We start from the raw sequence: 13,547 nt of genomic DNA, 5'->3' as shown, positions 1-13,547 counted from the left end.
CATGGCGAATAAATTTACTCAGCACACCGGCATTGTCGCGCCGCTGGATGCCGCGAACGTCGATACGGACGCGATCATTCCCAAGCAGTTTTTGCAGAAAGTGACCCGTACCGGTTTTGGCCAGCATCTGTTCCACGACTGGCGCTTTGAAGATGACGCAGGAACCGTACCGACCCCCGGCTTTGTGCTGAATAAGCCGGAATTTAAAGGCACCAGTATTCTGCTGGCGCGCGAGAACTTTGGCTGTGGCTCCTCACGTGAGCATGCGCCCTGGGCGCTGACCGATTTCGGTTTTCACGTCGTGATTGCCCCCAGCTTCGCGGATATTTTCTACGGCAACAGTTTCAATAACCAGCTGCTGCCGGTGAAACTCAGCGAAGAAGAGGTGGATGAGCTGTTCAGACTGGTTGCGGCGCAGCCGGGCATCCGCTTTACGGTCGATCTGGAAGCGCAGACGGTCACCGCGGGCGATAAAGTCTATCCATTTGAGATCGACAGTTTCCGCCGTCACTGCATGATCAACGGCCTCGACAGTATCGGCCTGACGCTGCAACACGAAGCGTCCATTTCACAATATGAACAGAATCAGCCCGCGTTTCTGCGCTGATTGCGGTTACAGGGCGACCTCCGGGTCGCCCTGCTTCTTTATACGTCCCGCACCCGCGCCGACATCAACAGCGCCACCATCGCCAGCCCGAACGCCAGCCAGTAAACCGCCTCATGTCCCAGCCGCTCACTTAACGATCCCTGAATCACCCCGGCCAGGATCATGCCGGTCGAAATAGAGTTGGTGAACATGGTGGTTGCCGCGCCGGGTCGTCCGGGCATCAGATCCTGAAACCACAGCATCCCGATCCCGGCGATAATCCCGACAAACACCGCGTTAAACAGCTGCAACACCATCAGTGAGGTGCGCGAGTTGAACAGCACCAGCCCGAGGTAAAACAGCACCCCCGCCCCTACCGCGATCAGCATCAAGCGGCGTTTACCGATGCGCCGGGCGTAGTGCCCGGCCAGCAGCATCACCGGGATCTCCAGCCCGGCCGCCGTCCCCATCAGCAGACCGGCCAGCTTCTCCGGCAGACCCAGCGTGGCGCTGATATAGAGCGGCATGTCGATGATATACATGGTGTTGCAGGTCCACATCGCCACAGAAGCAAGGAACAGCAAGCGCACATCGCGGTCACGCCAGCCGCTGAGCGGCAGTCCGCCGCTTTGCAGCAACGGCTGCGACCGCGGCACCGACGGCAGGGTAAACCAGACCAGCAGGATGCAGATCAGAAACAGCGCTGCCGCCACCATAAACAGCGTCACGAAACCATAATTGAGTGCCAGCGCGAACGACAGCGGCGGGCCGATCACCCACGCCAGCGACAGCTGCGCCCGCATCACCGAACTGAACATCACCGCTTCACGCGCCGACTGGTCGGCATATTCACGCGCCAGCGCAAACAGCTGTGGCATCGAGACGCTGGCCAGCGCCGAGAGCAGCACGCCCAGCGTAATCAGCGTCAGATAGTGGCGGGTAAAGGCAAACAGCAGCGCATTGATGAGCGCCATCAGGCAGCAGAACAGAATGATATTGCGCCGGTCGCCCACGCTGTCTGAGCGCTTCGCCACCAGCATGCTCACCACAATCCCGGCCACCGCGTTGATGGTGAAAAACAGCCCGACCCAGAAGGGGCGTGCCTGTACCTCACGGGTCAGAAACAGGCTGAGCGTCGGCGCCTGCAATGCGCCCGCCACCCCCAGCATAAAGGAGGCGACCATAAAGGCGAGGTAAACCGGATTGATGCGGCGCTGCCGCGTTAACAGCGATTTCATACCGAAATCCCTTACAGGATGAACAGAGAGGAGAAAAGAAGGGTAGACGATAACGCGCAACATGAAAAAAGCCAGCAGAGATGATCTGCTGGCGGTGTAAATGCACCCTACTCAGAAAAGCATCCCGCTGAACAGCGAAATGCGGGTCGAGCGCCATTCCCTGCGGAATGCCTCCCGCTCTTCCCATAGGCTAAAGTTTGCTCTTAAAATAGGGCAGGAAAAACAGAGCGCTTTTAAGCGGGAGCTCCCCTTTTATGTCCACCTCACGTCTGAAGCAGCAGTTCATCCGCCTGTGGCAGAGCTGCCAGGGGCAGACGCAGGCGATCACGCTCAGTGAACTGGCCGATCGGCTGCACTGCTCGCGCCGCCATATGCGCAATCTGCTCAACCGGATGCAGGCGGCGGGCTGGCTGATCTGGCAGGCAGAGGCGGGCCGCGGCAAGCGTTCGCAGCTCACCTTCTGCTATACCGGGCTGGCTTTGCAGCAGCAGCGGGCGGAAGATCTGCTGGAGCAGGATCGCATCGATCAGCTGGTTCAGCTGGTGGGCGATAAAAATCAGGTCCGGCAGATGATCAGCGCCCATCTGGGCCGCAGCTTCCGTCAGGGCAAGCATATCCTGCGGGTGCTTTACTATCGGCCGCTGCTTAACCTGCTGCCTGGCTCGCCGCTGCGACGCTCGGAAACCCATATCGCCCGGCAGATTTTCAACGGCCTGACCCGGATAAATGAGGAAAACGGGGAAATCGAGCCCGATATTGCCCATCACTGGCAGCAGACCTCTCCGCTGCACTGGCGCTTCTTTCTGCGTCCGGCGATTCGCTTCCATCACGGCCGCGAACTGGAGATGGAGGATGTGATCGCCACGCTGGAACGTCAGCGCTCACAGCCGCTGTTTTCGCATATTGCGCAGATCGACTCCCCCGCGCCCTGGACGCTGGATATTCACTTAAGCCAGCCGGATGAAGGCTTGCCCTGGCTGCTCGGCAGCGTCAGCGCGATGATCCTGCCGCGGGAGTGGCCGACGCTGCGGGATTTCGCCCGCCAGCCGGTGGGCACCGGTCCCTACAGCGTGGTGCGCAATCAGGAGAGCCAGCTAAAGATTGAAGCCTTTGATGACTACTTCGGCTTTCGTGCTCTGATTGATGATGTCTCGATCTGGGTGTTACCCGATATCAGCGATGAGCTGGTCTACGCCGGTGTGCGCTTGCAGGGTGACAACGCCGGTGAGATCCAGGAGGAGAGCCGCCTCGAAGAGGGCTGCTACTATCTGCTGTTCGACCAGCGCTCGGAACAGGGCCGCGACGCGGCAGTGCGCCGCTGGGTCAGCTACCTGTTCAACCCCATCGCCCTGCTCAATCACGCCGGGGTCGGCTATCAGCGCTACTGGTTCCCGGCGTATGGCCTGCTGCCGCGCTGGCATCACCGGCGCGACCTGACACCGGTGGAAAAACCCGCTGGCCTGACCCATCTGACGCTCACCTGGTACAGCCAGCATGTGGAGCATGAAGGCATCGCCAACGCGCTGCGTCCGCTGCTGGCGCAGCACGGCGTCACGCTGGTGACCCGCGAAATCAGCTATGAAAGCTGGTATCAGGGCGAGGCGGCGAGCGACATCTGGCTCGGCAGCGTGAACTTCACCCTGCCACTGACCTGGTCGCTGTTTGCCCAGCTCTACGAAATCCCGCTGCTGCACCATTGTCTGCCGATCGACTGGCATGGCGACGCCGCCCGCTGGCGCGAGAAAACGCTGCCGCTGGCGGAGTGGAGCAAACAGTTGGTGCAGGAGGCGGGTCTGCATCCGCTGTTTCATCACTGGCTATTGCTCGAAGGTCAGCGCAGTATGCGCGGGGTGCGGATGAATACCCTGGGCTGGTTTGATTTTAAATCCGCCTGGTTTGCCCCACCGGCGCTGTGACGCTTTCGCGCGGGCGCTGAAATGACTAGAATGTGACGTTCTCAACGGGGTGCCGCCTGCCAACCGCAAGCAGCTGAGAGAGACCCGTCGAACCTGATTCGGTTAATACCGACGTAGGGATTTGAGAGGCCTCTGTGCTCAGATCCTTTGCGACTCATTTCCTCTTCTCCTTAAGGAACGCAAAGTGTTGAAAAAAGTTCTGCCGCTGCTGCTGTTACTCTCCGCCCCCGTACTGGCGGCTAAATCGGTTCTCACGGTCTACACCTACGACTCCTTCTCCGCTGACTGGGGCCCTGGCCCGGCGGTCAAAAAAGCCTTTGAAGCGCAGTGCAACTGCGAGCTGAAATTTGTCACGCTGGAGGATGGCGTCTCGCTGCTGAACCGCGTTCGCATGGAGGGCAAAAACAGCAAGGCCGATGTGGTGCTGGGGCTGGATAACAATCTGGTGCAGGCGGCGCAGAAAACCGGTCTGTTTGCCGACAGTAAGGTCGATACCTCGAAATTAAACCTGCCCGGCGGCTGGCACAATACCACCTTCGTCCCGTTTGATTATGGCTACTTCGCCTTTGTCTATGACAAAACCCGGCTGAAGAATCCGCCGAAAAGCCTGAAGGAGCTGGTCGACAGCCCGCAGAAGTGGCGAGTGATCTACGAAGATCCGCGCACCAGCACGCCGGGGTTAGGTCTGCTGCTGTGGATGCAGAAAGTCTATGGCGATCAGGCTGCGCAGGCCTGGCAGAAGCTGGCGCAGAAAACCGTGACGGTGACCAAAGGCTGGAGCGAAGCCTATGGTCTGTTCCTCAAGGGCGAGGCCGATCTGGTGCTGAGCTACACCACCTCGCCCGCTTACCACATCATTGAAGAGAAAAAAGAGAACTACGCCGCCGCGCCGTTTGCCGAAGGGCACTATTTACAGGTTGAAGTCGCCGCGCAGTTAGCCAGCAGCAAACAGCCCGCGCTGGCGCAGCAGTTTATGCAGTTTATGGTGTCGCCAGCGTTCCAGCACACCATTCCGACCGGCAACTGGATGTACCCGGTGATCGACACGCCACTGCCTGCGGGCTTCTCCGCGCTGACCGTGCCCGCCACCGCCCTGCAATATTCGCCGGAGGAGGTTGCCAGCCAGCGTTCCGGCTGGATTAGCCAGTGGCAACGCGCCGTCAGCCACTGATGCCACGCTGGCTGATCCCCGGTTCGCTCGCCACGCTGCTGTTAATCAGCGTGGCGCTGCTGGCCTTTGGCGCACTCTGGCAGGCCGCGCCAGCCACCGACTGGCGCAGCCTGTGGCAGGATGCCTATCTGCATCACGTTATCGCCTTCTCGTTCGGTCAGGCCCTGCTTTCGGCGCTGCTGTCGCTGCTGCCCGCGCTACCGCTGGCGCGCGCGCTCTACCGTCGCCGGTTTCCTGGCCGTCAGCTGCTGCTGCGTCTATTTGCCATGACGCTGGTGCTGCCGGTGCTGGTGGCGGTGTTTGGTCTGCTGACCGTCTATGGGCGCGTCGGCTGGCTGGCGCAGCTCTGTCAGCTGGCTGGGATTGATTATCACTTCTCGCCCTATGGCCTGCCGGGCATTCTGCTGGCGCACGTCTTCTTTAACCTGCCGCTGGCGACGCGCCTGATGCTCCAGGCACTGGAGACCATTCCGGCGGAGCAGCGTCAGCTGGCAGCGCAGCTTGATCTGCGCGGCTGGCACCATTTTCGTCTGCTGGAGTGGCCGTGGCTGCGGCGGCAACTGCTGCCGACCGGTGCGCTGATCTTTATGCTCTGTTTCGCCAGCTTCGCCACTGTGCTGTCGCTGGGCGGCGGCCCGCAGGCCACCACCATCGAGCTGGCGATCTTTCAGGCGCTGAGTTATGACTACGATCCTGGCCGTGCCGCACTGCTGGCGCTGATCCAGCTCGGCTGCTGCGTGACGCTGGTGTTGCTCAGCCAGCGCTTCAGCCGGGCGATTCCCGCCGGGACCAGCCAGCTGCATGGCTGGCGCGACCCACAGGATTCGCGCCGGGCGCAGCTGACCGACGCGCTGCTGATCGGGCTGGCGCTGATCCTGCTGCTGCCCCCGCTGGCGGCGGTGATCGTCGATGGTCTGCACGGCGGACTACGCGGCGCGCTGGCGCAGCCCGCACTCTGGCAGGCGACATTGACCTCACTGCGCATCGCCACCGGCGCGGGCCTGTTGTGTGTGGTGCTGAGCCTGATGCTGCTCTGGAGCAGCCGCGAGCTGCGCCTGCGTCAGCGTCCGGCGGCGGCCACCTTTATCGACACCAGCGGCATGCTGATTCTGGCGATGCCGGGCATTGTGCTGGCGACCGGCTTTTTCCTGCTGCTCAACGCCACCGTCGGCCTGCCTGAGTCGGCTGAAGGGCTGGTGACCTTTACCAATGCGCTGATCGCCATCCCCTATGCGCTGAAGGTGCTGGAAAACCCGATGCGTGACGTGGCTGAGCGTTATGGTCAGCTGTGCGACTCACTCGATATTCACGGCTGGAACCGGCTGCGGCTGATTGAACTGCGGGCGCTGAAACGTCCGCTGGCGCAGGCGCTGGCCTTTGCCTGCGTGCTGTCGATTGGCGATTTTGGCGTGGTGGCGCTGTTTGGCAGCGCCGACTTCCGCACCCTGCCGTTCTACCTCTATCAGCAGATTGGTGCCTACCGCGGCGCTGATGGCGCGGTCACCGCCCTGCTGCTGCTGCTGCTCTGTTTACTGCTGTTCACGCTAATGGAAAAATTACCAGGCCGCCATGCTGACACTTGATAACCTTACTTACCTTTATCAGCATCTGCCGATGCGCTTCAGCCTCAATGCCGCGCGCGGCGAGCGCATCGCGATTCTCGGCCCGAGCGGGGCCGGAAAAAGCACCCTGCTGAGCCTGATCGCCGGTTTTCTGCCGGTGAAGCAAGGCACCCTGATGATTGATGGTCAGGATCACACCCACAGCGTTCCGGCCAGACGCCCGGTGTCGATGCTGTTTCAGGAGAACAATCTGTTTCCGCACCTGAGCGTTGAGCAGAACATGGCGCTGGGGCTGCATCCGGGATTGAAACTCAGCGCGCAACAGCGCCAGCAGCTGACAGGGCTGGCCGATCAGGTGGGATTAGGCGATCTGTTATCACGTCTGCCGGGCGAGCTGTCGGGTGGACAGCGGCAGCGCGTGGCGCTGGCGCGCTGCCTGCTGCGAGACCGCCCGGTGCTGCTGCTGGATGAGCCGTTTTCCGCGCTCGATCCGGCGCTGCGCGGAGAGATGCTGCAACGGGTACGGTCGGTGTGTGAAGCGCGCAGCATTACACTGCTGATGGTGTCGCACAGTCTGGAAGATGCCCAGCAGATTGCGCCGCGCAGCGTGGTGATTGTGGATGGCCGGGTCTGCTGGGATGGGGAAACCCGACAGCTGCTGTCGGGCGAAACGCGGGCCGCCGAAGTGCTCGGCATTCCGCGCCGGTCAGTTTAAGCGACAAACACCTGCCACAGCAGATGACGGAAAACCGGCATCATCGGATGGAACTGGATCCCGACAAAAGCGGCGATGGCGATCACCAGCCCCAGCGGGCCTGCCCAGCGTAACCGCTGCGGCGGCAGCCAGGCCGTCGCCCAGTCGCGGCTCTTGCCGCTACGCCACCAGCGCCAGCACAACCAGCCGCCGAGCCAGATCAGCAGCGCGGTCGCCAGTAACAGCCACTTAAAGCTGCCGCCCTGCGCCGCTTTCGGCACATCGATCGCCACCCCGGCCAGAATGCCAGGCAGCAGATAGAGCGGCGGCCATAAAATACAGCCGATAATGTTCGGTGGCAGAAATTTACGCACCGGCAGTTCCAGCATCCCGGCCGCCAGCGGGATCAGTGGCCGCGTCGGGCCGACAAAGCGTCCCACCAGAATGGTAAACATGCTGTGCTGATGCAGGGCGTGTTCGGTCTTATCCAGCAGACCTTTATATTTTTGCAGATACTTCCAGCGATGCAGCGGCCCCTGAAACTTCCAGCCGATGCCGTAGGAGACCCAGTCACCAATCAGACAGCCCGCAAAGCCCGCCGCCCAGGCGGGATAGAGGCCAAGCTCGCCACTGCCGACCAGCGCGCCCAGGCTGGCCATCATCACGGTGCCTGGCAGCAACAGCCCGACCAGCGCCAGTGACTCAAGAAAGGTCACCAGCGCAACGGCAAACAGCGCCCACTCCAGAGACTGCGTAATCAGTTGTTGAATCCAGGCTTCCATACAGGTCCTTAAAAAAAGCGGAGGGCTGGATTGTCCTGAGCCAGCCACACAGCGTCAAGGCAAGAATTGTAGGACAATGTTGACAAATCGCGGCGGCGGAACTGTATAAATATCCATGTTATACTGCTGAGGTTTTCTCACCCCTGACATTCTGAGTCTGGAGACTATCTGACTATGCCCCGCGCAGGTTTTCTGCTCACCCGCCACTGGCGCGACACGCCGCAAGGCACCGAAATTACCCTGTGGCTCGCCACCGATCAGGGGGCGCAGCGCGTGGTGCTGCCGGTGCAGGAGTCGGTCGCGTTTATCCCGCAGGAATTTCAGGCTCAGGTCAGCGAATTACTCAAAGATGAACGTCAGTTTCGGATTCAGTCGCTGGCGCTGAAAGATTTCCGCCAGCGCCCGGTTTTTGGCCTCTACTGTCCGCAGAATCGGCAGCTACAGCGCCTTGAAAAACAGCTACGCGAACAGGGCATTCCGGTCTATGAGGCCGATATTCGCCCGCCGGAGCGCTACCTGATGGAGCGCTTTATCACCGCGCCGGTCTGGTTTGATGGCGATCAGCAGGGCAACAGTGTGATCAATGCGCGCCTGAAACCCCATCCTGACTACCGCCCACCGCTGAAATGGGTCTCGCTGGATATTGAAACTACCCAGCATGGCGAGCTTTACTGCATCGGGCTGGAGGGCTGTGGTCAGCGTCAGGTCTTTATGCTCGGCCCGGCCAATGGCGATGCCAGCGCGCTCGATTTTGAGCTGATCTACCTCGACAGCCGGCCGCAGCTGCTGGAAGCGCTGAATCAGTGGTTTGCCGATCACGATCCCGACGTTTTAATCGGCTGGAACGTGGTGCAGTTCGACCTGCGGGTGCTGCAAAAACATGCCGATCGCTACGGCATCCCGCTGCGCCTTGGCCGCCAGCAGAGCGTGCTGGAGTGGCGTGAGCATGGCTTCAAGCCAGGCGTTTTTTTCGCCCAGGCCAGCGGCCGGTTGATCATTGATGGCATTGAGGCGCTGAAATCGGCTTTCTGGGATTTCCCCTCTTTCAGCCTGGAGTCGGTGTCGCAGCAGCTGCTGGGAGAAGGTAAAGCGATTGATAACCCGTGGCAGCGCATGGAGGAGATCAACTGGCGCTTTGCCAACGATAAACCGGCGCTGGCGCGCTATAACCTGAAAGATTGCGAACTGGTCACGCGCATTTTTCACCAGACGGCGATCATGCCTTTCCTGCTGGAACGGGCGGCGGTCAATGGCCTGGCCGTCGATCGCCATGGCGGTTCGGTGGCGGCGTTCAGTCACCTCTATATTCCGCGCATGCATCGCGCCGGTTTTGTCGCCCCCAATCTGGGCGAGGTGGCCCCGGAAGCCAGTCCCGGCGGCTACGTAATGGACTCCCGGCCCGGTCTCTACGACTCGGTGCTGGTGCTCGATTACAAAAGCCTCTACCCGTCGATTATCCGCACCTTCCTGATCGACCCGGTCGGTCTGGTGGAGGGGCTGGCCCATCCTGACGAGGCGGATTCGGTGGAAGGGTTTCGCGAGGCGCGCTTCTCCCGCCATACCCACTGTCTGCCGGCGATGGTCGAACAGATCTGGCTGGGGCGCGAAGCGGCGAAAAAACAGGGGAAGCAGCCGCTATCGCAGGCGCTGAAGATTATTATGAACGCCTTTTACGGCGTGCTGGGCACCAGCGCCTGCCGCTTTTTCGATCCACGTCTCGCCTCCTCTATTACCCTGCGCGGTCACGCCATCATGCAGCAGACCCGGACGCTGATTGAGGCGGAGGGTTACGACGTGATTTATGGCGACACCGATTCCACCTTTGTCTGGCTGAAGTCCGCCCACCGCGAAGAGGATGCCGCCGCGATTGGTCAGCAGCTGGTGCAGAAAGTGAATGCCTGGTGGCGCGACCATCTGCAACAGAGCCAGGGGCTGACCAGCGCGCTGGAGCTGGAGTATGAAAACCACTTCTGCCGGTTTCTGATGCCGACCATTCGCGGCGCGGAACAGGGCAGCAAAAAACGCTACGCCGGACTGATTCGTGACAAAGGCGGTGAGCGCATGGTCTTTAAGGGGCTGGAGTCGGTGCGCACCGACTGGACGCCGCTGGCGAAACAGTTCCAGCAGCAGCTCTACCAGCGCATTTTCCGCCGTGAGCCGTGGCAGGATTACATCCGGCAGACCGTAGCGCAGCTGCTGGCGGGCGAACTCGACGATCTGCTGATCTATAAGAAGCGTTTACGGCGTCCGCTGAAGGAATATGAACGAAACGTGCCACCACACGTCCGCGCCGCCCGGCTGGCCGATGAGGAGAATCGTCAATTAAACCGGCCATTGCAGTACCAGAATGGCGGCCGCATCCGTTACGTCATGGCGACGGCAGGCCCCGAGCCACTGGAGGCGCGCCGCACCCCGCTCGATTATGACCACTACGTCACCCGACAGCTCCAGCCGGTCGCCGACGGGATCCTGCCCTTTGTCGGAGGGGACTTTGCTACACTGATTACCGGGCAGCTGGGGCTTTTTTGACAGGTGACGAACGCCCTGCCATCCAGTACCATAGCGCCCTTCCTGAAACTCACCGCTCTTACACCCGATCCAGGCCTTGCTGTCTGGCGGTAATGCTATTGCCTGAGCTTTGGGAACACCTCTAAAAACGTTAAAATTCGAGCTAAAAATATATGGTTTTTACATTAGGTCAGCGCTGGATTAGTGATACGGAAAGTGAACTGGGACTGGGCACCGTGGTGGCGATCGATACCCGCATGATCACCCTGCTGTTTCCGGCCACGGGGGAAAACCGCCTCTACGCCCGCAACGATTCGCCGGTTACCCGCGTCATCTTTAATCCGGGTGATACCATCACCAGTCACGAAGGCTGGCAGATGCGCGTCGATGAAGTACGCAACGAAAATGACCTGATGACCTATATCGGTACCCGTCTGGATACCGATGAAAGCGACGTGATGCTGCGCGAAGTGATGCTCGACAGCAAGCTGGTATTCAGTAAGCCGCAGGATCGCCTGTTTGCCGGCCAGCTTGACCGGATGGATCGTTTCGCCCTGCGCTTTCGCGCCCGTAAATACCAGAGTGAGCAATACCGTCTGCCCATCAGCGGCTTACGCGGGATGCGCACCAACCTGATCCCTCACCAGCTGCATATCGCCCACGATGTCGGCCGTCGCCATGCGCCGCGCGTACTGCTGGCCGATGAAGTCGGCCTGGGGAAAACCATTGAAGCCGGGATGATCATCCAGCAGCAGCTGCTGGCGGGACGTGCCGACCGCGTGCTGATCGTGGTGCCGGAGACGTTGCAGCACCAGTGGCTGGTGGAAATGCTGCGCCGCTTTAACCTGCGCTTTGCGCTGTTTGATGACGATCGCTACACCGAAGCGCAGCACGACAGCGACAACCCGTTTGAAACTGAGCAGCTGATTATCTGTTCACTCGACTTCGTGCGCCGCAATAAGCAGCGTCTTGAGCTGCTGGCCGATGCCGACTGGGATCTGCTGGTCGTCGATGAAGCGCACCATCTGGCCTGGTCAGAAGGCGAGCCAAGCCGTGAATATCAGGTGATCGAACAGCTGGCGGAGAAAACCGCCGGGGTTCTGCTGCTGACCGCCACCCCGGAACAGCTGGGGATGGAGAGTCACTTCGCCCGTCTGCGCCTGCTCGACCCGGACCGTTTTCACGACTTCGCCGCCTTTGTTGAAGAGCAGCAGCACTTCCGCCCGATCGCCGATGCGGTCACGGCGCTGCTGGCGGATAAAGCGATCTCTCAGGAAGAGATGAACCGGATCAACGATCTGGTGGGTGAGCAGGACATCGAACCGCTGTTGCAGGTCGCCAACAGCGATCGCGACGGCAAACTGGAGGCGCGCCAGGAGCTGATTTCAATGCTGATGGATCGCCACGGCACCAGCCGCGTGCTGTTCCGTAACACCCGTAACGGGGTGAAAGGCTTTCCGAAACGCGAACTGCATCAGATCCGCCTGCCGCTGCCGGCGCAGTATCAGACCGCGATTAAAGTCTCCGGCATTATGGGCGCGCGCAAAAGCGCAGAAGAGCGGGCGCGTGACCTGCTCTACCCGGAGCAGATCTATCAGGAATTTGAAGGCGACAGCGGCACCTGGTGGAACTTCGATCCGCGCGTCGAGTGGCTGATGGGCTATCTCACCAGCAACCGCAAAGAGAAAGTGCTGGTGATCTGCGCCAAAGCTGCCACCGCGCTGCAACTGGAGCAGGTGCTGCGTGAGCGCGAAGGCATCCGCGCGGCGGTGTTCCATGAAGGACTGTCGATCATTGAGCGTGACCGCGCGGCCGCCTGGTTTGCCTCAGAAGAGAATGGCGCGCAGGTGCTGTTGTGCTCGGAGATCGGCTCTGAAGGCCGTAACTTCCAGTTTGCCAGCCGGCTGGTGATGTTCGATCTGCCGTTTAACCCCGATCTGCTGGAGCAGCGTATCGGGCGTCTGGATCGTATCGGCCAGGCGCACGATATTCAGATTCTGGTGCCGTGGCTGGAGCAGACCGCGCAGGCGGTGTTACTGCGCTGGTATCACGAAGGGCTGGATGCGTTTGAACACACCTGCCCGACCGGCCGGACGATTTACGACAGCGTCCATTCGCAGTTAATTGGCTATCTGGCCGCGCCGGAAAACAGCGAAGGCTTTGATACCTTTATCACCGACTGCCGTAAACAGCACGACGCGCTGAAGTCACAGCTGGAACAGGGACGCGATCGCCTGCTGGAGCTGAACTCCAACGGCGGTGAAGCGGCCCAGCTGCTGGCTAATGCCATCAGCGAGCAGGATAACGACACCGGCCTGGTAAACTTCGCGCTCAACCTGTTTGATATTGTCGGCATTAATCAGGAAGACCGCAGCGATAACCTGATTGTGCTGACCCCTTCCGACCACATGCTGGTGCCCGATTTCCCCGGCCTGCCGGAAGATGGCTGCACCATCACCTTTAACCGTGAGCAGGCGCTGTCGCGCGAGGATACCCAGTTTATTACCTGGGAACACCCGCTGATCCGTAACGGGCTGGATCTCATCCTGTCGGGCGACACCGGCAGCAGTGCGCTGTCGCTGCTGAAGAATAAGGCGCTGCCGGTGGGGACGCTGCTGGTCGAACTGATCTATGTGGTGGAAGCACAGGCACCGAAGCATCTGCAACTGACCCGCTTCCTGCCGCCGACCCCGATTCGCCTGCTGCTGGATCGCAACGGCACCAACCTGGCGGGCAAAGTGGAGTTTGAGAGCTTTAACCGCCAGCTGAATGCCGTCAATCGCCATACCGCCAGTAAGCTGGTGAACGCGGTGCAGCAGGATGTGCACGCCATTCTGACCCAGGGTGAAGAGAGCGTGGTCAGCGAAGCGCGCGCGGTGATTGACGCGGCGCGGGCCGAGGCGAATGAGAAGCTGGGAGCAGAACTCGCCCGGCTTAACGCGCTGAAAGCGGTTAACCCGAACATCCGTGAAGATGAGGTTGAGGCGCTGGAGAGTAACCGTGAACAGGTGCTGGAGAGTCTCGACCAGGCGAACTGGCGTCTCGACGCGCTGCGCCTGATAGTGGTCACACACCAGTAAGCTCAGGGGC

Annotated in this window: 9 protein-coding genes and 1 riboswitch; of the genes, 7 read left to right on the top strand and 2 right to left on the bottom strand. The window is 60.7% G+C overall.

The window, feature by feature from the left end:
• The first annotated feature begins 1 nt into the window (after nucleotide 1).
• A complete protein-coding gene (gene leuD, locus ACCW71_RS11490; protein ID WP_436371417.1) occupies nucleotides 2-607 on the top strand; it encodes a 3-isopropylmalate dehydratase small subunit in 606 nt (201 codons plus the stop codon).
• Between the two features lie 38 nt (nucleotides 608-645).
• On the opposite strand, the gene ACCW71_RS11485 is transcribed toward leuD, so the two are convergent.
• On the bottom strand, nucleotides 646-1,824 hold the full coding sequence (locus ACCW71_RS11485; RefSeq protein ID WP_436371416.1) for an MFS transporter: 1,179 nt from the start codon (nucleotides 1,822-1,824) through the stop codon (nucleotides 646-648).
• Between the two features lie 254 nt (nucleotides 1,825-2,078).
• On the opposite strand from ACCW71_RS11485, the gene sgrR reads away from it, so the two are divergent.
• The 4 genes from sgrR (at nucleotide 2,079) to thiQ (ending at nucleotide 7,188) form a co-directional block, all read left to right on the top strand.
• The gene (gene sgrR / locus ACCW71_RS11480; RefSeq protein ID WP_436371414.1) at nucleotides 2,079-3,740 is read left to right on the top strand and encodes an HTH-type transcriptional regulator SgrR; all 1,662 of its coding nucleotides are present in this window, start codon (nucleotides 2,079-2,081) and stop codon (nucleotides 3,738-3,740) included.
• Between the two features lie 35 nt (nucleotides 3,741-3,775).
• Nucleotides 3,776-3,878, top strand: a riboswitch (TPP riboswitch).
• A 46-nt stretch (nucleotides 3,879-3,924) separates the two neighbouring features.
• A complete protein-coding gene (gene thiB, locus ACCW71_RS11475; protein ID WP_436371412.1) occupies nucleotides 3,925-4,911 on the top strand; it encodes a thiamine ABC transporter substrate binding subunit in 987 nt (328 codons plus the stop codon).
• Complete coding sequence (thiP, locus tag ACCW71_RS11470) at nucleotides 4,887-6,494, top strand: thiamine/thiamine pyrophosphate ABC transporter permease ThiP (protein ID WP_436371410.1); 1,608 nt, start codon at nucleotides 4,887-4,889, stop codon at nucleotides 6,492-6,494. Before thiB ends, thiP begins: the two co-directional genes overlap by 25 nt.
• Entirely contained in the window at nucleotides 6,481-7,188 is a 708-nt protein-coding gene (thiQ, locus tag ACCW71_RS11465) for a thiamine ABC transporter ATP-binding protein ThiQ (RefSeq protein WP_436371408.1), read from the top strand. Before thiP ends, thiQ begins: the two co-directional genes overlap by 14 nt.
• Here the strand turns inward: thiQ and ACCW71_RS11460 are convergent.
• Nucleotides 7,185-7,949, bottom strand: a complete 765-nt coding sequence (locus ACCW71_RS11460) for a DedA family protein (RefSeq protein WP_436371407.1) — start codon at nucleotides 7,947-7,949, stop codon at nucleotides 7,185-7,187. The two genes, thiQ and ACCW71_RS11460, sit on opposite strands and share 4 nt — an antisense overlap.
• A gap of 168 nt (nucleotides 7,950-8,117) precedes the next feature.
• Here ACCW71_RS11460 and polB point away from each other — a divergent pair, with 168 nt between their 5' ends.
• Nucleotides 8,118-10,478 carry a DNA polymerase II gene (gene polB / locus ACCW71_RS11455; RefSeq protein WP_436371653.1) on the top strand — a complete coding sequence of 787 codons (2,361 nt, stop codon included), beginning with the start codon at nucleotides 8,118-8,120 and terminating at the stop codon, nucleotides 10,476-10,478.
• A 152-nt stretch (nucleotides 10,479-10,630) separates the two neighbouring features.
• A complete protein-coding gene (rapA, locus tag ACCW71_RS11450) occupies nucleotides 10,631-13,537 on the top strand; it encodes an RNA polymerase-associated protein RapA (RefSeq protein WP_436371405.1) in 2,907 nt (968 codons plus the stop codon).
• Nucleotides 13,538-13,547 lie beyond the last annotated feature (10 nt).

This window comes from Pantoea sp. C2G6 (assembly GCF_051336815.1).
In the GTDB taxonomy this organism is placed as follows: domain Bacteria; phylum Pseudomonadota; class Gammaproteobacteria; order Enterobacterales; family Enterobacteriaceae; genus Pantoea.
This window is presented reverse-complemented; position numbering and strand designations above follow the sequence as displayed.